The sequence below is a fragment of the Sulfuricurvum sp. genome (assembly GCF_049587615.1).
In the GTDB taxonomy this organism is placed as follows: domain Bacteria; phylum Campylobacterota; class Campylobacteria; order Campylobacterales; family Sulfurimonadaceae; genus Sulfuricurvum.
The window spans coordinates 159,357-180,328 of the sequence record NZ_JBAVEF010000025.1 but is presented as its reverse complement, the minus strand read 5'-3'; the positions used below and the strand labels follow the sequence as shown (position 1 = coordinate 180,328).

Genomic DNA, 20,972 nt, shown 5'->3' with positions numbered 1-20,972 from the left:
ATCGCCAATGTCACGGCTTGCGTATCTGAGAGTGCGCCGGTACCGTTATCGGTTGCAATGACGTTGAATGAATAGCTGGATTTGGTTTCAAAATTTGGATCCGCCGTTAGTGTTACCGCACCTGTCGTACCGTTAATGCTGAACAATCCTGCATCGGTACCGCCCAGGCTGTAGGTAATTGTATCCGCCGTGTCTTCATCGGTTGCAATAGCTGTGTAAACTACTTGCCCCGCTCCGCTGTTCTCATCAATCGCCGTCGCTGTCGCAGCTGATGTAATTACAGGTGCCTCGTTCACATTGTTAATCGCCAAGGTTACCGCTTGTTCGCTTGCATTGTTTGATGCATCGGTCGCAACCACCGTAAAGCTGTAGCTTGATTTGGCTTCAAAGTTCGGATCAGCTGTTAGCGTTACTGCTCCGGTTGTTGGATTAATGGTAAATAGTGCAACATCACCGGTTGCAGCTTTTAGTGTATAGGTAATTGCAGAAGTATCGGTTGCAGTCGCTGTGTAAACCACTTGAGCCGCTCCACTGTTCTCATCAATCGCTGTCGCGGTAGTTCCTGATGTAATGACCGGTGCCGTTGTATCAGGAGTGCTATCTTCACCCCCACCGCTTCCTATAGCAACAGCAACACCTCCGACCGTAAGTGCTCCCAACCCTAGCAGCGCACCGTTAGAAAGCCCCATGAACCCCCCTGCACCGCCGGCAGTTCCGACTCCTCCAGCACCACCTCCGGCAGCATCCGTAACAGCTCCCGTAGCTGCTGCAGCGTAATGAGGCAAATTCGATACGCCCGTTTGTTTCGCAACGGCTACCTGTAATTGCTCGTTCCCCTGAGTCATCCCCATCAACCGGTCATGATTCCCGTGTGCATACACAAATGTATTGCCATCTGTCGAGCCCATATCGCCCATCGATGTAATGGTGTGGATTCCCCCCTCATTTGCGGCCAGTTCTACTGAGGAACTGTTTTCTTGATAAAATCCTTCGAATATGACATGCGTTCCGTCGGCATATTGGAGCTGAAGCGTCTCATCTGATTTTATGGCGACAACATCATCAACGATCTCCTCTTTACCACCCAGTTTTTTAACAATCCGGTATTTTTCACCGGCTTTTACTTTTATTAGATTCGCTTCACCTGTTTTTAGATTTTGTACGGTCCCTTTGTCCCCTACAATCTCCAATACCTCTTTAACCTGCACCGACTGCGCTGTCACATGTGATTTCATAATTCTGCCTCCAATAAAAAACTCTACAATATTAATCTTATATCATTTCAATTGTTTTGTTATGTTTATTTTGAAGATATTTTCCTACATATCAATAATCATGAAAATATGTTTCATTATGTATCACTATTGTATCCATTAGACTATCTCACTTGCTAAATCAGCCCGTCACGCTGCATCCGTTCCTGCAGTGCGATCAGGATATAGGCACTGACGGTTCCGCCGTGAAACTCACGAATTTTATCTTCCCATGCCGTGGGGATGGTAATGAGCTTTTTTTTCTTCTCTTTGTCATTTTTATGACTCTCTTCACGCTCGCTCATGGCGGCGGAACTTTTCACCTTTTCGATATTCTGCAAAAAACTTTTTTTGGCCATTCGATATCCTTTATATATATTTTTAATATCTATTTTATATTCAAAATAGATTTAACTTCCTCAAACAAATCATCCATCTCCTGGTCAGCACGGCTGAAAATCCGGTACTCTTTGATGCTTTTTCCCTCTCCGACAGAGTTAGCGATATCGACACGTTGACGGAGAATCGAGACGAGAAGTTCGAAGTGTTCGGAGGTACAGACAAAGTCGATCAAATCACCGAACCGTTTCATCGCAGGATTGATGTTATTAAAGAGGATATGGGTTTTGATCGTTTCGCCCTGAATCTCGGAGAGGCTTTTGAGGATCTCTTCGTATTTTTGCAATCCCATCAGATCAAAGGGCTTGTCGCTTACGGGGGTAATGAGCAGATCCGAAGCGATGATGGCGACACGGTTAAAAGCACTGTCAAATCCCCCCGAATCGATAATCGTGAGAACATCGTCCGAATCGGCTGCCGCATACTCCGCCAACTCTTCGGCAGTGTTGAAATGGAGCATCGGTATCGGTGAGAGGCTGTGTTCACGGCGCAGAGCATTCGTCACGGTGAGGGAACGCTGCGTGTCCAGATCAATGATGCGGGTATCCATAATCTTGGAGAAGCTGACGGCGAGATTCCACGCAACGGTGGATTTGCCGACGCCCCCTTTTTGATGCGAGAGAGTGAGGATCATTTATATACCTTCGATATGAATAGAATATTTAAAGTATATATTTTATACCCTTAAAAGAGACCCTACATAAAATTCACGATCCGCTCAAAAATAAAGCGCCCTCAACCTTAAGAAATCTTTCGTTATCATCTAACCAAAGCTCATCCAAGAAGGAGGTTTCGATGGAAATAGACTGGCTCACAATTTTCGTCGGCATTATCGCCCTGTGCAGCGTATTTGTAACGGTCGTTATTATTATGATCGGTATCTATACGCTCAAAACGATGCAACAGCTTAGTGAATTTACCGCTCATGTCCAAAACGAGCTCAGTTTCCTCTCAACCAAAGCGGTACTCACACTGCATGAGGTAAACGAACTCCTCGGTCATCTCAAAGAAGAGACCCGCTCTCTCAGCGATAAATCGAAACTCTCGCTAATCGAATTGCACAATTTAATCTCGTTTCTCCATGATGAAACCAAAACCCTCGCCCTCAAAGCGTCGAACGGCATCGCGAAAGTAACGATCGGCTCCCTCTTGATCGGAGCATTGTCCCAAATTTTAAAGAAAAAAAATAACCCCTAGGAGAAAAATATGGACCACAACAATACACTCACCTTTATCGTCGGTGCCGCACTCGGTACCATTGCCGGATATTATCTGTTTAAACATCAAGACGAAATCGTCGATAAAATCCATGAGCTGGAAGGAAATCTCAATATCGATCATAATACCCTTATCGATAAAGCGAAAAGTAAACTCGACACGTTGACCCAAAATGTCCAATCAACCATCGAGCGCTACACCCACGGCAGTGAAGCTAAAACGACCGACGAAATCACCGAAATTATGGCGGAACTCTCTCGATTACGTGAAGAGGTTAAAGCACTCCAAGCATCCTAGTCGTTGTACCAAAGGAATAAATCCCCTTGGTTTTACAAGCCGTTATAGCACGGGAACCTCTGCCTCTTTGAGGCAGAAATAAATCAGTGCAACGGACTCCGGTTTGTTTTACGGAGCATCCGAAGCGTCGTTAGGGCAAAAGCGACAATGGCAGGACCAAATATAAATCCCCAGAACCCGAATGTTGCCAATCCTCCTACCAGCGCGAAAAAAATCAAAAACTCATTCATCTTCCGTTTTTCATCATTTAATGCACGGTTAACAAAATTCAAAATGAGCAATTTAACGATGTTATCAATAAAAAATGCCATCATCGCCCACGAATAGATCGAAATGATCACGGCATTCATAATATTCCCCTCAAAATATTCATTCAGCGCTACGGGAATCCATACCAGTGCGGTCCCTACAACCGGGATGATAGCCGCAATCCCGGTCATAAATCCGAGTAAAAAGGGGTTGTAGCCTTCGAAAAAAGCGATAAAAATCCCAAATGCCAGCCCTTGGGTAATCATCACACCCCCAAGCGTATAAAACACCACTGCCGTCGTACTCAGCATATCGGTAAAAACTGCCCTTTTGACCGTTCGTGAGAGGGGGACAATGGGAAGAAGAAAAAGCATAATACTTCGTCCGTACCAGCTTAGGAAAAAGAAAAAGATAACGACCATGACCATCTCTCCCAGCATAGAGAAAAAAGTTTTCAATCCGCTCCCCAACCATGCGGCCAATGTGGTAGTAATCTCATCTCGGTGCATTTTAGCCATTTCGATCAGATGGTCCAATGGCTCTTTCAGCCACCCTAAATATGCCGGAAGAGTCGTTGTGAGGGTATCAATCCTATCTCCTAAAGAACGGATCATCTCAATACTGCTGGCGGGCTGATTGAACAGGTAGTACAAGAACGTCGCAATGGGGACAAAAAGGATCAAAGAGAGTCCCAGTGTCACAATACCCGCCGAAAAAAGTGACGCTCCAGAGCTTAGCATGGGGATACACCGCAGTTTGCTTTCAACGATACGGTACAACGGGAAAATGACGACCGCCAATAAAAAAGCAACAAAAAAGCTTTTTAAAAAAGGGGAAAATAACCATATGACGAGCCCCAAGGCCAAAAAAATCATAAAACGGACAAATATCTTGTTTTCCATTGCTACCCTTTAGTATTGATGGTGAACGAAGCTTTTAAAACTTCCATCCAGATGCTCTAACATTTCACGTGTTCCCTCTTCCAAAACAGAACCGTTTTCGAGAACGTAGATATAATCGGCTTTCGTAATCGTACTGAGACGGTGGGCGATGATGATCACTGTTTTCCCTTCTAGAAATTTTTCTAACGCTTCAAACAGGGCAGACTCAGTATGGACATCCAGTGCGGAAGTCGACTCGTCAAAAATGACTACCTTCGGATTCGCGAGTACCATCCGCGCAATACTAAGACGCTGACGCTGCCCTCCGGAGAGTCGAATTCCAAGTTTACCCACCTGAGTTTCCAATCCCTGCGGTAAAGTACGGACAAAATGAGAGAGCTGCGCAATACCTAATGCTTCGAAAATAGCTTCATCCGCTACCTCATCCCCCATCGTAAGATTAAATCGGAGAGTATCGTTAAACATTAACGGCTGTTGCAGCACAACAAAGATTTCATCCCGGATACGGGAAAATCCAATATGATCGACACTTATCCCGTTATAACGGATATCTCCTGATGTGGGGGGATAAAATCCGACGAGGAGCTGAGAAAGTGTACTCTTTCCACTCCCGCTGGCACCGATAATCGCCACTTTTTTCCCGGCTCCAATGGAGAGAGTAAGATTTTTCAATACCGGCTCGGAGGGATCATAACCAAACACCAATGCAGAGGTTTCAATACAGATTCCTTTAGCTTCGGCAAACGGATCTGAGGAGATCGTATAGGAGGGCTCTTTGGGAAGGGAGAGGAGTTCGTTGAGACGGGCAAGGGCATTTTTAGCATTGGCAAAACTGTATTGGAGTGATAACAGCTCCTGTACCGGAGTCATCATAAACCACAAGTAGCCGAAAATTCCGAACATAAGTCCGATAGAGAGATCCGAATACAGTACCATGACCAGTCCCAACGCACGAAAGATCTCAAATCCGCTCAAAAAGAGGGTATACGAAAACCGCTCGCCCCGTAATGCTTGAATACCGTAGCGTCCTGCACTCTCTTTAAGACGCTGCGCCTGAACAATACTACGTTTGATAAAACGCTCTTCTTTATTGCTCGCTCGGATCTGTCCGAAAAGATCACACATCTGAGTCAGGGTATCGGAAAGCTCGCCGATGGTACGGTTTTGCTCTTTTTTCAGTTTCCCGACACGACCCGAAATCTTGCGTGTTACAATCATGATAAGGGGCTGAAAAATCAGGATCAAAATCCCGAACAGAGGATTAATCCAAATGAGTACAACCGCTACACCAATGAGGGTGGCTACCGAGACGATCAGTTTGGAAAGTGCGCTTCCCAAAAACTGCTCAATCGTATCAATATCGGTCACCAGATGGGTAACAACTTTTCCGCTTCCAAGCCGCTCATACGCGCTCATGGAGACATTTTTAAGATGCTCGAGCGCTTGAGCACGGATTTTAAAACTCATCTCTTGGGAGAGGGTGATGAAATAACGCTGGGAAAGGACACTGAGGATAAAAAACAAAAATCGAAGCGAGACGGTTACAAGCAATACAATCCCGATATAAAGGAGTGGCTCGTGCAGCGGAGTGAATTTATCAATGAAATCGGTGATCCACCCACCTTTATGAAGCAATACCTCATCGACGAGCAAAGGGATCAGCAAAGGGATGGGGATACTGACCAAGGTCGCAACAATCGCGATCAGGTTACCACGAAGCAACTCCGGCTTGTAATCGCGCATCATCAAAAAAAGGGATTTAAAAGTAAACATAATACGATTATATCCAATCTGCTAAAGAGAATACTGCAACTCCTGTTCTAAATAATAAAAATTATCCTTTATATTTTTGGGTTAACTTGAACCATCTCAGTTCAATTAATCTTTGTGTGTTACAATTTCCCCATATTACTCGAAAACCCTATAAGGAAATCACATGCTCGTTACTAAAAAAGCTCCTGACTTTACCGCTACAACTGTTCTTGGAAACAACCAAATCGTTGATAACTTCAACTTGTACGAAAACCTCGGCGAAAAAGGTGCCGTATTATTTTTCTATCCGTTGGACTTTACCTTCGTTTGTCCGTCTGAATTGATCGCGTTTGATCACCGCCTTGATGCATTCACAGAACGTGGAATCAACGTAATCGGTGTATCCGTTGACTCACAATTCAGCCACTTTGCATGGAAAAATACTCCGGTAAACCAAGGCGGTATCGGACAAGTTCGTTACCCTCTCGTAGCCGATTTGAACAAACAAATTTCACGCGATTACGATGTATTGCTCGGTGATTCTGTAGCACTTCGCGGATCATTCTTGCTCGACAAAGACGGAACGGTTCGCCACGCGGTTATCAACGACCTTCCACTCGGACGTAACATCGATGAAATGCTCCGTATGATCGATGCAATGTTGTTCACGAACGAGCACGGTGAAGTTTGTCCGGCAGGCTGGGCAAAAGGTGATGCAGGTATGAAAGCTAGCACTGAGGGTGTTGCTGAGTACCTTGCAGAACACGCAGAAACACTTTAATTTCTCCTTTTCCCCTTTCGGGGAAACCCAATTTTTTACTTCAATATTGCAATTTGTCATTTTTAATTCTCACCTAAAAAATCACTCTTATACTGTTATGATCAACACAAGAGGCTCCACGATGAATACACTCAATTTTAATAACTTGATTGACAAAAATATATCTAATAAGATATAATAACTATGCAGTGGAAAATAAATTATTATCAAAACCAAAACGGCAAATTACCTGTAAAAGAGTGGTTAGATGAACTTGCCAATGAACCGAAAGCTGAAATTTTCAGGATATTCACTCTTTTACAAAAGTATGGCATAGAATTAGGGCTTCCCTTCGTCAGACCATTAGAACAAAAAGTTTACGAAGTTCGAGCAAAAGATAAATCCGGTATATATCGGGTGTTGTATTTCGCCCACACCGATAAAACATTTGTCATGCTGCACGGCTTTCAGAAAAAAACACAAGCGACTCCAAGAAGAGAGCTTGACATTGCCATCAAACGGCTAAAAGAGGTACAAAATGGATGATTTCCAACAACATCTAAACGAATCACTCCAAAACGAAGATTTTAAAACAGCATATGAGCAAAAAGAGTTACGATTTAAAATTATCGATATTTTGCTCTCCCTACGGTTGCAATACAAACTCACCCAAGGCGAGTTGGCTAAAAAGCTGGGGACAACACAAACGGTCATTAGCCGTATCGAAAACGGCTCGGTCAATGTAGGGATCGATTTTTTACAAAAGCTCGCCAATGCCTTTAATAAAAAAATAGAGATTACCGTCGTCTAGAATCCAGTATAATAATTTATGCAATACTCTTTTTTAGCCTCATACCTTCTCATCATTTTTGCCCTATGGTACTCACGCCGTGAACACTTCGGTCTCGAAAAAACCATACTGACGAACTCAATTTTGGCGATGGTTCAGCTCGGACTCCTCGGCTACGCACTCGTTTATCTCTTTAAAATCGAGTACCCCTCGTTACTGTTTTTTGTATTACTGGGGATGGTAACCTTCGGTGCTTATACAGCAAAAAAACGCTCTCCGTTGGGTGAGCACAGTTTTAAAATCGCTTTTTTTACCCTCGGCGCGTCGTCAGGGATCGTCTTTCTCTCTATGATGGCGTTCGGGGTGATCCATATGGTGCCGCATGAGATGATCCCCATCGGGGGGATGATCATCGGCAATGCGCTCAACGTCTATACCCAAAGCACCGAGCGGTTCCGCTCAGAGGTCAAAAATACGATTGAGATTATCGAGGGGATGGTGGCTCTGGGTGCACCGCTCAAAGAGGCACTCTCTTTTGCCTCAAAAGCCTCCGTCAAAGCCTCGATGATCCCGACACTCAATATGCTCCAGACGGTGGGGATCATCCATATCCCCGGCATCACGACGGGGATGCTCCTCGCCGGAGCCGATCCGCTTCGAGCAGTCTCCTATCAGCTCGCCGTCATGTATATGATGGTTGCTGTTGCTCTACTTGCAGCCGTATTTAGTACGATGTTCTCCTATCGGATGATTATCGGCGCGGCCTTTACAAATCCTCGCTAAATCGTTTCGCCTTAGGATGGACAAAACAGAGTTTCTCCCACCCTCTATGTGGTTTGATCAATGTCACCCGATGTGCCGATACGGAGCGGGAAAGTGCAACGTAAAACTGTGAGGGGGCGAAAATTTCATTCGTCTCGATCACATAATCCGCCAAGCTCATCCCCTGCGATTTATGGATCGTAATAGCAAATGCAAGGGTTAGGGGAAACTGGCTTAGGGTGATGAGCTTCTCTTCACTTGCCGTATTCCCTTTTTCGACCCATCTCGTTTTGATCGTATCGACCCGCTCTACTTTGACACTGACCCCGTCCGCTTTTTTGACCCATATCACCTCTTCTTCGATAGAAGTAATCATCCCACGCTCGCCGTTATAATAATTCCATGCATTACGGGTAAAGAGAACCGGCGCACCGACTTTAAGAGCTAGTATCGGCTCGATACGGCTCTCGATCATAAACCGCTCGACATCCCGCTCTTGCATCTTTTTATCATGGATCGTTACATAGGTTTCAATCTCGATAATCTCACCGTTTATGTGTTCCAACTGTGAGCGGTTATGATTCTGTGCGCTGATGTTTTTACCAAACAGCAGTGTCATCGTAGACATGTCCTCGTTCAACGGTTTTACCAATGCTTCGAGGGCATAATGCGCTTCTTCATCGAGACGGGCATGACGTACTTTCTCTAAAAGAGATAAAAACTCCGCTTCGTGGGTACGGTATGATCCTTCTAAATGGAGCGTCTCAAATCCAAGCCGCTCCCATGATGGCGATTCAAAGGCGAAATAGATCGGTTCATTCCCCCGCGTTACGGGTGGGAGCTGTAAAAAATCTCCAACTACGATGACCCGTCCGCTAAATTCGGCTTGAAGGAGTCGAAGGCGGATCATATCGAGGAGTTGCGCCCCCACCATCGAAATCTCATCGATGACGATCATCTGCATAGAGCGGATCAGTTTAATAATTTTTTTAGACGGTTCGAGTTTGCCGTTGCGCTCCAACTCCTCTTGGGAGTTGGCAATCCCCAGATCGAAAAAACTGTGGAGCGTCTGCCCCCCGATCAGTGTTGCCGCCATCCCCGTCGAGGCGAGGCGGGCAACCGATTTGCCCTTTTGCAGTGCATCGTCGATCAAAGCACGAGTCAATGTTGTTTTACCCGACCCTGCACCGCCCGTAATAAAAAGGTTCGAATGTTCTAACATCTTTAACGCGGTTTCAACCATTCTTATCCTTTAACTCGATCACCCGCCCAAACGGAACTTCTACCTCGATAGGTGCAATCCAAAGCACCTCATACGGCGGTTCATACAGAGGGAACTTACCATCCAAATCGGTAAAATACAACAGTACTTTCGGTCGGTGCATCCACGACCCGATCAGCTCGAATACAGGCCTAAAATCGGTCCCCGCTCCACCGTTGAGAGTATAGGTGATAGACTCTCCCCGCTCAAATTTCTCATAGGAGCGGATTTTATCATCGCAGACAATCAGATCAATCGTATACGAGCCAAACAGTTCGGTGATCGATTCTACCTCGGCAATAAATTGTGCCAATAGCACCTCATCGACCGATCCCGAACTGTCAATCGCGATGGCCAGCTCCAAATGGCGAGAATGTACCCCTGGAAGATAGACACCAGCATAGAGGAGCTTTTTACTTGGAGGAATGAGGGTGTAATCGCTGACATAATACCCCCCAACCCTCTCGCGCAGTTCACTTCGCCAATCGATGAGAGACTTTTTATGCGGTTGGATCAGATGATGGATCACTTCACTGAGGGGATCTGATTTCTCCAATGCCTCCTCTGAGCGCTTTTCACGCTGTGCACGAGAGAGCTTTTCATCCAGCCCCGGTTCATCACGCCCTTCATCACTGTCTCGGTCATTTTGTTCCTGATCTAAAAACTCTAGTGAAAGCTCATGATAAATCTCTTCGGCACTCAGATTACCGAACCGTTTATCGTAGGTGATAGAGGGGGGAGGGGTAAAACCGCTCTCGATCAGCAACGTATTAATCGCGTAATCGCACGCCATATTCCATAACCATGGACTCCGATTTCCACGTCTTTGGGTATGGCTCAACGCCTCATGTAAAGCCCCATTACACAGAGTAAACATCCGCTCCGCTTCACCAAGAGACTCCATATACCCCTCACGATATTCAAACCGCCCCTCACGGATAGCAAAACTCTCGATGTTATCGTTTACAACGTTCTCCATACCGCTCGCAATCGTGCCAAAAAACGGATAATCGAGAAGTAATTTGGCTTTGAGGGGAGAAAAATCGATCATAGCAGATACGCGTAGGCCTCTACCCATTCGCCGAAGGCATCCAAATGCTCCATCACAACCCCCTGACGCTGAAGGTCTTGGACGATGAGGACGGCAAACTCGTTTTTCAGTTTCAGCGTATAACGCAAAACGTTCGAGAGAGCCTCTTCATTGTGAGCACTGAGAATACGGGAGACGAGAACATTGGAGAGGGCATAAAGGGTGGAGAGTTCGCTCGGTGCTTCCACCTCATCACCGCGTAAAATTGCATCAATATTGGGAAGATGATCCATGATTTTGCAATACCCTAAAAAATCGACAGCCGCATCTTCCCCCACTGCGCCGCTAATCGCTTCGAGAAGGAGATTGCTTGGCAGCGGGCTTTGGAGGATTTTATGAACCGCTTCCCAACTGCGCGGTGTCGCGAAACTCCGCTCATTTTTTAGAGGGTCAAAACCAAACAATGCGCTATTTTTAAACCCGATATAGGCGAGGATACGCGAATCGATCCGCGATTTTATCCCCCAATCGCGCCAATCGCTCACATTGACCTCCATCTCAATATGGACAAAACGGTTCGCGAGAGGTGATGGGAGACGGTAAACAACCCCCCGGTCCCCCTCCCGATTTCCGGCGGCAACAATCGCCCACCCCTCAGGAAGGGTATATTCCCCCACTTTACGGTCGAGGATCAGCTGATAGGCCGAAGCCTGTACGGCCGGAGCGGCGGAGTTAAGCTCGTCAAGAAATAAGATTCCTCTCCCCTCACGCGGCAAAAAAGAGGGCGGTGCCCAGAGTGCCGTATGGGAATCTTTCTCGTAAAACGGAATCCCTTTAAGATCGGTAGGATCGAGCAAGGAGAGGCGCAAATCGATGCATTCGAGGTTTTTCTCTTTGGCAATCTGTTTGATAATGGAGGATTTTCCGATCCCAGGTGCCCCCCAGAGAAAGGTCGGAATCTGCGATTCGATCAACGATTCAATCGTTATTTTCGCCTGTGAGCTGCGCATCAGAACCATCCTATGTTATGAGTTTGTATGTGTTTTCCGAAAGTCGGGTTTGTTTTTACCGCCCTCTCAAACCGTCGATCCAATGAGAGTTGATACAGAGTCTCGATTGGCGTGGAAGTATTGGCCGCAAGAGCCGATAATACCTCTGCATCCGAGATAGCGGCAAGCGATCCGAGTTTATCGCCAGAGAGTGAGGGGTTGGAAGCGAGAGAAGCAGAAAATTGTCCGCTCTCGAAGAGGCGATCTAAAATTTCTTTTTTTGTCACTGGATTGGAAGCGAGCGCTTTTAAAACCGTATCTTCCCCTAGAGCAAAAAGTTTTTCTTGCATCACGGAAGAGAGGCTTGGATTTGATCCCAAATCCGGGGCATACTGTTCTTTCAATCGAGCAAACCGATCCTCATCCAATAGCGTTTTCGAAGCAATCAAATGGGGATAGGCTGATTCCAACTGAACAACCCCATAGGGTGAGAGGGAATGATTTTGTGCGAGAATTTCGTTGACATCATCACGATTCAATCCCAATAATTCGCTCTCTAATGACAACGGTTCCCGATGAGCTAACAATACCGCTCTTTCCTGTAATAGCAGACGCAAAATAGCCTCGTCCGTATCGGGGTGAAGTGCAATCGCATCCAACACCCCGTTTAAAGAGCGATCTTTGGGATTTTTGATTTCATTTGCGATAGGGGAGAGTTCCACAATGGCATTAATCAGTTCTCTGTTTCCATACCGCTCGATCAAATGGGCTAATCCACTCATCGCATACTGAACGTTGTGGTTACGATCCAAATCGATGTAAAACCGACCGATAATCGCCGCAGTCACATCACGATTGGAGTCATTGTCAAAGAGTCCCTCGTTCTGCCAATCATACAGTTTCAAAAGTTTGAAAAAAAGTTCATCGGTGATATAGGGATTTTGGAGAAAATCGACCAGACGTTCTTGATTACGGGAAAGCTTCAGACTCATCAGCAATCGATTGGGTTCGATGGAGCGGCATAACCACTTCTCGACGCTGGAAAGTTCGACGATGGGGACAGTTTGTGTTTCATACAGACGTGCCGATTCACCTTGCTCATAGGGATTCATCATCCGCCCCTCGATAATGAGAGAAACATCATCCGTATAACTGCTGAGACGCACGATTTTATGCAATTTCAAAAGGGTATCAAACTCTTCCATGTTCAATGCACGGGTTTTTCCCAACAATAAAATCGATTTTCCGCAAAGTTCTTCATAGTTCATACCGCGCATTATAATCCATCAGCCTAAAAAAATCACGCAACGCTATAATGTCAGTATTATTTTTATATAACGGTAAAGGAATAAAATCCCTTCACCTATCGTTTGCCGCTATGGCACTAAAGCTTGCCTCTTTTGGGGCAGAAAAAAAAGGATATTCGATGGAAGAACTCTACGAAGGTATTGCCGCCTACGATGCGGGAGATTTTATAAAAGCGCATGAGATTCTTTACCCGCTGGCCGCTTACAAACGTGATCCTGAAGCACAATTTCACATGGGAATGCTTTATTTCTACGGAGAGGGTGTGGACAAAGATGTCGATAAAGCGATGGAGTGGTGGAAAAAAGCGATGCGAAACGGCCACGTCGACGCCGCTTATCGCCTCAGCGAAATCGCTACGTCAACCAAAACGACGTTTTAAGCTATTTTATTTTGAACACCAAAGGAATCAAATCCCTTTGGTGATGCTAGCCGCTATGGCACATGCAGCGAAGCGAAAAGCCTAGCAAAGTGCAGGCAAACGCTTGCCTCTACGAGGCAGATTTATTCCAATACCCGTCTGATACTGTAACGCATATCCTCATCGAGGGTATCCATGTTACCCAACATCCACGTCAAATAGCCACGATCTGCTTCAGCAATCTCGGTGAGGGTTTTCCCTTTGTACTTGCCAAACTTCAAAGGGCGGGTATAAAATACCGGTGTTTGGGTCAACTCGACCATTTTATCGATCGGGTTTACCCCCTCAAACCGCTCTTGTAACCGTTTCCGAAGCTCAGTGAGAAAAAGTTTGAGGACCAAAACATCCCCGATCGCATCGTGCGCTTTAACAACGATCCCCAGCGCATCGGCTTCGGCTTGTTCGATTTTATATAACCCCAAACGGTAGCGAAAATACTGCAACCGATGGGCTTCCTCATCCTCAAAGAGATGACGCGCACAACGCAAGGTGTCGATCAGTCGCATTTGGGAAGTGAAACTCTCTTTGGCCAGCATCCCTAAATCAAATGGGGCATTGTGAATAATGAGGACATTATCGGGAGTATTAAGCTCACACAGGGTTTGAAAAGCACTGGTTTGGGTACACGCCGGTTTCCCCTCGATCATGTCGGGAGTAATACCGTGCACTTCCATCGCCCCGAAGCCGATAGGAACTTCGGCGGTACACAGATCGTTATAGACGTCGACCTTTTTACCGTCTAAAACCATATATCCCAATTGGATAATCCGGTCACTCTCCCCTGCCCCCGTCGTCTCGGTATCGAGAAGTACGAATTTAGCCATTAATACTGATCATCTTCAGCATCGATATCGAACTCATCATAGTCATCTTCATCTTCATCATCTTCTTCATCGTAATAAAGATCGTCTTCGTCTTCATCTCCGCCCTCTCGCATTGAGGTAAGTTCCGTATAGAGTTGTTCCGCCTCTTCTTCGTCGATATCACCGCTATTGAGCTCACCGAGAAGTTCTTTGTACTCATCACGCAGCGCTTGCATATCTTCAAGCTGTGCACGTTCTTGCGGCGATGCATCTTTTTGAGAGGCGATCGCTTCAAAAATATCGTCGATATGTTCTTCGACATCGGGAATCAATTCGTTTTGAATCAAATGTTTTAGTTGTGTAATATAGGCCATTTTTCATCCTTTATGATTTAGATATCTCATTATACTTCAAAAATTCGACAAATTTTTCTTCACTGAGCGGTCTTGCGTACATATATCCCTGCCCCTGCTGACAACCGTACTCTTTTAATAACAATGCCTGAGCTGTTTCTTCGATCCCCTCAGCGATGGTTTTAATCCCCAAAGCATCCGCCATTGCGATAATCGCTTTAACAATCGCACGATCCTGTTCATCCTCCTCTATCCCGCGGACAAACGATTGATCGATTTTCAGTTTATCGATCGGAAACGTTTTTAAATAGCTCAAACTCGAATATCCCGTCCCAAAATCATCAATGGCGACTTCAATCCCCAATCCTTTCAGGGCAATGAGCTTTTCACCCAAGACTTTAGGATTGCTCATCAAGACGCTCTCCGTAATTTCCAATTCAACATACTGATGTCCCACGCCGCTCTCATTGATAATTCGGTTGATTGTCTCTACCACATCGGGACGCTCAAACTGTTTTCCCGATACATTCACCGATATCCGCCCCGAAAAGATCCCCTCCTCGATCAAACGCTTTGTCAAGACACACGCTTGAGCCAGCACCTGTTCTCCGATAGGGATAATCAGATGATTGGACTCCGCCAAGGGAACAAACATATCGGGACGTATAATACCCAGTGAGGGGTGTTGCCATCGTACCAATGCCTCCGCACCGATAACCCTGCCCGACGCAAGATCGATTTGCGGCTGATAATAAACCACAAATTCGCGTCCCTCCACCGCACGGCGCAGCTCTCTTTCCATTAAGACACGCTCAAACAGCTGAGCACTCATCTCCTGGGCAAAATAACAATAATTACTGCGCCCCGCTTCTTTAGCACGTCGCAATGCAATATCCGCATTTTTGAGCAACGACTGTGCATCTTCCCCATCATCCGGATAAATCGTTATCCCGATACTTGCAGTGAGCTGAAAATCATCCTCTTCCGTAGATATATTCTCTTCAAATACCTGCACAATCTCTTTAAGTATACGATCACATTCATGCAAATCCTGAAGCGACTCCAACACAATAATAAATTCATCCCCGCCGATCCGGCCGATAGTATCTTCACGGCGGATAATGTGTACCATTTTCGAAGCGAGTTCACGGATAACCGTGTCTCCGACGATATAGCCGAATGACTCATTAATGTCTTTAAAATTGTCGATGTCAAGATACAAAACCGCCAATTTTTTCTTTTCTCGTTCTGCACGTTCAATCGAATGCTTAAGTCGGGCATTGAGCAATAAGCGATTGGGAAGATTGGTGAGCAAGTCATAGTGGGTCATCCGTTCAATTTCACGCTCCGACTCCTGGATACGGGTAATGTCTTCTCCTGATGAAAATGTCCCCGTCGCCTTACCGTCACGGTCTTTGATCAATGCATTATGCCAGGCAATAATCCGCTCTTCCCCGTTTTTGGTCCGTATTTTATTTTCAAAATACTCAATCATCTCCCGCTTACCGCTGATGATCTCATGGAAAATCGCTTTTGCTTCTGCCAACTGTTCCTTGACAACAAAAGTCTCAAACCAATCCGCCCCGACGGCCTCTTCCTGTTGGATCCCCAGGACTTGGCATCCTTTGGGATTGATCAGATCGATGCGCCCCTCATTGTCGAGTGCCAAACACATGACGGAAGCGACATCCAGATAGAGTTTGCTTTTCTCTTGTTCCAGTTCGATCGTATGTTCCAACGTTTTACGCAGCTCTTCACCCAACCGGATCAATTCACTGATATCGTTTAAAAAAAGCTTCATAATCGGCTGATCGTTTACCTCTGCTTCTATCAACGTCACCTCATAAACACGATGAGCAATCTCGATCCGCTCTTTATCCACACCGCCACGCAACCGCAATCGGCGCATCAGAGTGTTCCAGATGCCGGATGGAAATATTTTCGATACGGATTCATCAATCCGAACCTGAAACGTCATCATCGCTTCGGCATTGAGCCATTTAATAATCTGGTCGTCACCGATATCAACGATTTCACAAAACGCAAGTCCCAATAAATTATAAGTTGCTTTGGTATCCCGTAATTTCGATTCGAGTTTCACTTCCAACGCCGTATTGTAATTGAGCACCACATTTTTTTCACTCAAAAGGTACAACTCTTCATCGACCCCTCTCACCATTAGATGGTGGACCCCCTTCGTTTTCATCATCTCTATGGCATGATCGATTTTCTCATTCATCCCGACCGAAATAATCGGAGAATGCATATAACCTGCAATACATTCGCTGCTAGGGATATTGCGATACGCCAAATCCAAAATATCCTGCTCCGTCACGATCCCGACCGGATTTTCTTGATCGCAAACGATCAACACATCCCGATTCTCATTTTGGAGGAGGGTAATGACCTCATATACACTTGCATCCTGCTGGAGCGTTACGGCACGATTGCGGCGATTCAAATATTGGTGTACTTCATCGTGGTTGTGGGTCTGAGTTTCATAGTAGGAGAGGATATCGCTTTGGGTAAGGGTAGAGATGTATTTTTCATTCTCATCGATTAAAACAAGTCTACGTATTTCATAATCAATCATCAGCTCAACCGCCATCTCAACAGGCCGATCAAGATGAATCGATATTACGGGGTAGTTCGCATACTCACTCGCCTTTTTCGTTCCGTCAATCCCATTGCGATAAAGTTCAATAATATTTTTCAGGGTCAATACCCCGATCGCTGCATCATGGGCAACCAATATTATGTGATTAATCCCCTCTGAGCCCATTTTGTCGATTGCTTCGTATAAGGTTGCTTCGGAAGAGATGCAATCATTTTTATAGCTAACAAGGTCACTGAGTAACATCACTTCGTCCTAAACTAAATTAAGATGATTATACACCATTCAAAGAATGATTGACAAAGACAATAAAGAGGACGAAAAGAAAAGATTAGATGAATGGCAATTGGAGTGTTTGAAGATTGAAAGATAAAAATGGTGCGGACGGGGGGATTTGAACCCCCACACACGTAATGCGCTACCACCTCAAGGTAGTGTGTCTACCGTTCCACCACGTCCGCGTAAAAAGAAAGTTCTCAAGCTAAAGCTTGAGAGGAAGAAAAGTCGTGCCTTACGCAGCCAAATATGGGTTAGCGTAAAGAGCGATAAGAGCGATAACAAGTGTATAAATAACTTGTGCTTCGATCATAGCAAGAGCGATGAACATAGTTGTCATCAATTTACCGCCAAGACCTGGGTTACGAGCTGTACCAGCGATAGTTGCAGCAGCAGTGCTACCCATACCGATTGCTCCACCAAGAGCAGCCAAACCAAGACCAACACCCGCAGCGATCATAGAATACGCTTTCAATGTTTGGTTAGCAACGTCTGCAGAAGCAGCAGCTACAGCAGGTGCAGCGTCAACTGCAGTTTCAACAGCTGCTACTGCTTCTTCAGCACCGAATACTGAAGCAACAAGTGCAAGCATAAGAAAAAATACTTTTTTCATGAGTAATCTCCGTGTTTAAATCAAAGTCCGTTCGGATAGTGTCCCTACTTATCACTTTGTGGGTGGAATTATAGTTATAGAGAGCTAAAAGATTACTTAGCTCGCCCCAACCCGATCTTATTGCCTTTGAATTCAACAATCTCGACCATCAATTCATCCCCTTCGCTGATCACATCGCTCACACGGCTGATATGCCCGTCCGAGAGTTTTGAGATATGGATCAATCCGTCAATTCCGCCGGGAAGTTCGATAAATGCCCCAAAATCGACGATTTTTTTCACTTTCCCTTTGACCACGTCGCCTACTTTGTATTCCACTTTCTCAACCGGAGTCGATCCGTTCACTATCCCTTCGATATGATCGCGTGCACCGCGTAATCCGTCACGGTTTTTACCGGTCAGTTTGACAGACCCTTTTTTCTTATCGATATCGATCGTTACGTCGAAACGCTCGATAATCTCACGAATGGTTTTTCCGGCTTGTCCGATGATATCGCCGATGAAACTCGGATCGATGTGGAAAAGGTCGGTACTTGGGAGGGTCCCTTCGTTCAATTCGATCTTATCTTCACTGCTGAGCATAATGTCGATGATATGCGCCCGTGCCTCCGCCGCTTGATAGAGGGCCTCTTTGAGAACATCCAAATGGATACCGCCGAGTTTGATATCCATCTGCATCGCGGTAATCCCCTCTTTTGAGCCCGCTACTTTGAAATCCAAATCGCCGTCATGATCTTCCAAGCCCATAATATCGGTCAAAATCGCGTGACGGTCACCTTCTTGTACCATCCCCATCGCCACACCGGCAATCGGATCCGCCATCTCGATATCGCCGGCGCGCAATGCCATATAGCCGCCGCATACCGTCGCCATCGAAGAGGATCCGTTGGATTCAAGAATCTCAGACACCAAACGGATGGTTTGGCCGTTACGGACGCACCCCCCTTCCAACGCCCGCTTTGCCAGGTTACCGTGTCCCAGTTCACGACGGCGAGGCGCCCCGATCGGAGAAGGTTCACCGACACTGAATCCCGGAAAGTTGTAATGGACCATAAACCCTTCGTTTTGGGTACCACTGTCGGTGAGGTTTTCGAACATCTGCGCATCTTTCATCCCTCCCAGCGTCAAAACAACCAAAGCTTGTGTTTGACCGCGGGTAAAGAGTGCGGAAGCGTGCGCATTTGGCAATACATTCGTCTCGATGCGAATCGGACGCACCTCGTTTAAAGCACGGCCGTCCGCACGTACTTTATCATCCAAGATCTGCGTACGCACCATCGATCGTTTTACCGTCTCGATCGCTTTTTTCAGCTCATGTTCATTCCACTCCGGTTTTTCACCCATAATGGTTTTACGAATGGTACGGAGGGCCGTGCTTCGCTCTGTTTTTGCCATTTGACTGATCCCGCGTTTAAGATCTTCCGTGTGATTGATACGAACATACTCCATCATCTCTTTGTTTATTTCACTGATCACATACTGCAGTTCAAACGGTGCGGATGCGTAAGGTTTAAATGCACTTTCATACGCACTGTTCGCCTCAAACAAGGCTTCTTGTGCTGCGGCGAGAACATTGATCAGTTCATCTTCGTTCATTGCATTGGAAACACGTACCGGGATTGCCGGTATGCTCATTGCAGGATCCACCATAGGATCAATCATCCCCATGTCGAGTATTTCCATCTCATCGCTTCCGAGAGTCTGCATCTCGATCATCAGCATATCTTCTTTGCTTCCCGCTAAATACAAATCAAGGGTGCTTTTATCCAGTTGGCTCCGCGTCGGGTTGAAAACGATCTCGCCGTCAATTTTACCGACGCGAACGGCACTCACCGAATTAAAAATATCGATATCCGAAATATAAAGCGCTGCAGATGCGGCGTTCAGTGCCAAAACTTGTAAATCGGCTTCACTGTCCGCACTCAAAACCATAACGGTAATTTGGATCGGGTTGGCAAATCCTTTTGGAAAAAGCGGGCGCAATGATCGGTCCACAATCCGTGACGTGAGGGTTTCAAAATCACTCGGTTTGGTTTCCCGCTTGATAAACCCTCCCGGAAATTTCCCGGCAGCGTAACTTTTTTCAATATATTGGACCGTAAGGGGTAGAAAATCCTCATCCACAAAATCTGTCTCATCGACAACGACGGTGGCCAAAATAACGGTATTTCCGCATTTAAGCCACGCGCACCCGTTGGCTTGCGCCGCTACTTGACCAAAAGCGTAGGCTTCGGTTTTATTTTTTAATGCTAATTCAACGTTGTAATTCATCTCTTTTCTCCAAAATAGTCTCTATGGTTTCTTCATCTACTGTTTCAAACTCATGGTAGTAATGCCCCGTATCGATGTAGTCATCGATCTCATGAATGCAAAACAGACCATCCACGATCGGGTCCAGTGTCTCAACGACACTGGAGGGGATGATCGGGGCTGCGACGTAAACCGCTTTCGCTTTTTGAGCGAATGCGGTTTTGATTGCACACATGAGCTTCAAACCCGTTTCGCTCCCCTCGTCGATGAGGAGTATAGTCTTTCCCTTCATCGATTTAAAATGTTCTCCCTTACGGTATTGATAAACGGCGCTAAGAATTTTTTCCTCATGCTTACGGGTCGCCTCACCGTAGATGAAATCGGCTTGAATCTCAAACGCATCAACAAGTGCCTGATGGATAACAATCTCTTCCGTCTCACTCACTCGCGCCAGCTCACATTCGTGATTTTGGGGTGCGGTGATGCTGGCGGAAAAAATAAAATCGATCGGAAGTTTCAGGCGGGTATTGATCTGTGATGCAATCACCAAGCCTCCCGAAGAAACAGCGATCAGATTCCACGATTCGCTCTTCATCCTATCCAGAGGAAGGAGTTCTTTAAGCGCTGCAGCAGCTTCAGAACGATCTTTAAACAAATAGCGTTGCAATCTCATCTG

22 protein-coding genes and 1 tRNA gene are annotated in these 20,972 nt (G+C 45.9%); 7 read left to right on the top strand and 16 right to left on the bottom strand.

Going from position 1 to position 20,972, the window contains the following annotated elements:
* The 3 genes from WB308_RS05670 to WB308_RS05660 form a co-directional block, all read right to left on the bottom strand.
* Positions 1 to 1,235: cadherin repeat domain-containing protein (locus WB308_RS05670; RefSeq protein WP_424189849.1), on the bottom strand; the 1,235-nt coding region annotated here is incomplete at its 3' end.
* Between the two features lie 155 nt (positions 1,236 to 1,390).
* Positions 1,391 to 1,612, bottom strand: a complete 222-nt coding sequence (locus WB308_RS05665; RefSeq protein WP_424189847.1) for a hypothetical protein — start codon at positions 1,610 to 1,612, stop codon at positions 1,391 to 1,393.
* Between the two features lie 29 nt (positions 1,613 to 1,641).
* Positions 1,642 to 2,286: a ParA family protein gene (locus WB308_RS05660; protein ID WP_424189845.1), complete on the bottom strand. Its 645-nt coding sequence runs from the start codon at positions 2,284 to 2,286 to the stop codon at positions 1,642 to 1,644.
* Between the two features lie 161 nt (positions 2,287 to 2,447).
* On the opposite strand from WB308_RS05660, the gene WB308_RS05655 reads away from it, so the two are divergent.
* Positions 2,448 to 2,849, top strand: coding sequence for a hypothetical protein (locus tag WB308_RS05655; protein ID WP_424189844.1), 402 nt, complete (start codon positions 2,448 to 2,450; stop codon positions 2,847 to 2,849).
* A 9-nt stretch (positions 2,850 to 2,858) separates the two neighbouring features.
* The gene (locus WB308_RS05650) at positions 2,859 to 3,167 is read left to right on the top strand and encodes a hypothetical protein (RefSeq protein ID WP_424189843.1); all 309 of its coding nucleotides are present in this window, start codon (positions 2,859 to 2,861) and stop codon (positions 3,165 to 3,167) included.
* Positions 3,168 to 3,250: 83 nt separating this feature from the next.
* Here the strand turns inward: WB308_RS05650 and WB308_RS05645 are convergent, their stop codons facing one another.
* Both WB308_RS05645 and WB308_RS05640 read right to left on the bottom strand, forming a co-directional pair.
* Positions 3,251 to 4,318, bottom strand: a complete 1,068-nt coding sequence (locus tag WB308_RS05645) for an AI-2E family transporter (protein ID WP_424189842.1) — start codon at positions 4,316 to 4,318, stop codon at positions 3,251 to 3,253.
* Between the two features lie 9 nt (positions 4,319 to 4,327).
* On the bottom strand, positions 4,328 to 6,091 hold the full coding sequence (locus WB308_RS05640; RefSeq protein ID WP_424189841.1) for an ABC transporter ATP-binding protein: 1,764 nt from the start codon (positions 6,089 to 6,091) through the stop codon (positions 4,328 to 4,330).
* A gap of 163 nt (positions 6,092 to 6,254) precedes the next feature.
* Here WB308_RS05640 and WB308_RS05635 point away from each other — a divergent pair, with 163 nt between their 5' ends.
* The 4 genes from WB308_RS05635 to WB308_RS05620 all read left to right on the top strand — a co-directional run bounded on the left by WB308_RS05635 (position 6,255) and on the right by WB308_RS05620 (position 8,403).
* Entirely contained in the window at positions 6,255 to 6,851 is a 597-nt protein-coding gene (locus tag WB308_RS05635; protein WP_305531995.1) for a peroxiredoxin, read from the top strand.
* A gap of 183 nt (positions 6,852 to 7,034) precedes the next feature.
* Positions 7,035 to 7,376 (top strand): type II toxin-antitoxin system RelE/ParE family toxin, encoded by a 342-nt coding sequence (locus tag WB308_RS05630; protein WP_424189839.1) that lies wholly within the window; start codon positions 7,035 to 7,037, stop codon positions 7,374 to 7,376.
* Positions 7,369 to 7,641, top strand: coding sequence for a helix-turn-helix domain-containing protein (locus WB308_RS05625; RefSeq protein WP_424189837.1), 273 nt, complete (start codon positions 7,369 to 7,371; stop codon positions 7,639 to 7,641). The genes WB308_RS05630 and WB308_RS05625 overlap by 8 nt, the downstream gene beginning before the upstream one ends.
* An 18-nt stretch (positions 7,642 to 7,659) precedes the next feature.
* Positions 7,660 to 8,403 carry an ABC transporter permease gene (locus WB308_RS05620; protein ID WP_424189835.1) on the top strand — a complete coding sequence of 248 codons (744 nt, stop codon included), beginning with the start codon at positions 7,660 to 7,662 and terminating at the stop codon, positions 8,401 to 8,403.
* On the opposite strand, the gene WB308_RS05615 is transcribed toward WB308_RS05620, so the two are convergent.
* The 4 genes from WB308_RS05615 to WB308_RS05600 are packed head-to-tail and all read right to left on the bottom strand — an operon-like array spanning position 8,387 to position 12,930.
* Positions 8,387 to 9,625, bottom strand: a complete 1,239-nt coding sequence (locus WB308_RS05615) for an ATP-dependent DNA helicase (protein WP_424189833.1) — start codon at positions 9,623 to 9,625, stop codon at positions 8,387 to 8,389. The two genes, WB308_RS05620 and WB308_RS05615, sit on opposite strands and share 17 nt — an antisense overlap.
* Positions 9,618 to 10,694 carry a VWA-like domain-containing protein gene (locus tag WB308_RS05610; RefSeq protein WP_424189831.1) on the bottom strand — a complete coding sequence of 359 codons (1,077 nt, stop codon included), beginning with the start codon at positions 10,692 to 10,694 and terminating at the stop codon, positions 9,618 to 9,620. The genes WB308_RS05615 and WB308_RS05610 overlap by 8 nt, the downstream gene beginning before the upstream one ends.
* Complete coding sequence (locus WB308_RS05605) at positions 10,691 to 11,683, bottom strand: AAA family ATPase (protein ID WP_424189829.1); 993 nt, start codon at positions 11,681 to 11,683, stop codon at positions 10,691 to 10,693. The genes WB308_RS05610 and WB308_RS05605 overlap by 4 nt, the downstream gene beginning before the upstream one ends.
* Entirely contained in the window at positions 11,683 to 12,930 is a 1,248-nt protein-coding gene (locus tag WB308_RS05600; RefSeq protein WP_424189827.1) for a hypothetical protein, read from the bottom strand. Before WB308_RS05600 ends, WB308_RS05605 begins: the two co-directional genes overlap by 1 nt.
* A 158-nt stretch (positions 12,931 to 13,088) precedes the next feature.
* Here WB308_RS05600 and WB308_RS05595 point away from each other — a divergent pair, with 158 nt between their 5' ends.
* On the top strand, positions 13,089 to 13,349 hold the full coding sequence (locus WB308_RS05595) for a tetratricopeptide repeat protein (RefSeq protein WP_424189825.1): 261 nt from the start codon (positions 13,089 to 13,091) through the stop codon (positions 13,347 to 13,349).
* Positions 13,350 to 13,471: 122 nt separating this feature from the next.
* Here WB308_RS05595 and WB308_RS05590 read toward each other — a convergent pair whose 3' ends face one another.
* From WB308_RS05590 to WB308_RS05560, 7 genes are all read right to left on the bottom strand, one after another.
* Entirely contained in the window at positions 13,472 to 14,212 is a 741-nt protein-coding gene (locus tag WB308_RS05590; protein ID WP_424189823.1) for an exonuclease domain-containing protein, read from the bottom strand.
* Complete coding sequence (locus tag WB308_RS05585; RefSeq protein WP_424189821.1) at positions 14,212 to 14,565, bottom strand: hypothetical protein; 354 nt, start codon at positions 14,563 to 14,565, stop codon at positions 14,212 to 14,214. The genes WB308_RS05590 and WB308_RS05585 overlap by 1 nt, the downstream gene beginning before the upstream one ends.
* A 10-nt stretch (positions 14,566 to 14,575) precedes the next feature.
* Complete coding sequence (locus WB308_RS05580; RefSeq protein ID WP_424189819.1) at positions 14,576 to 17,404, bottom strand: EAL domain-containing protein; 2,829 nt, start codon at positions 17,402 to 17,404, stop codon at positions 14,576 to 14,578.
* A 130-nt stretch (positions 17,405 to 17,534) separates the two neighbouring features.
* A tRNA-Leu gene (locus tag WB308_RS05575) sits at positions 17,535 to 17,619 on the bottom strand.
* A gap of 50 nt (positions 17,620 to 17,669) precedes the next feature.
* Positions 17,670 to 18,047 (bottom strand): F0F1 ATP synthase subunit C, encoded by a 378-nt coding sequence (locus tag WB308_RS05570; protein ID WP_424189817.1) that lies wholly within the window; start codon positions 18,045 to 18,047, stop codon positions 17,670 to 17,672.
* 92 nt (positions 18,048 to 18,139) lie between these two features.
* Entirely contained in the window at positions 18,140 to 20,317 is a 2,178-nt protein-coding gene (locus tag WB308_RS05565) for a polyribonucleotide nucleotidyltransferase (protein WP_424189815.1), read from the bottom strand.
* Positions 20,301 to 20,969, bottom strand: coding sequence for a phosphoribosyltransferase (locus tag WB308_RS05560; RefSeq protein ID WP_424189813.1), 669 nt, complete (start codon positions 20,967 to 20,969; stop codon positions 20,301 to 20,303). The genes WB308_RS05565 and WB308_RS05560 overlap by 17 nt, the downstream gene beginning before the upstream one ends.
* Between the last annotated feature and the right edge of the window lie 3 nt (positions 20,970 to 20,972).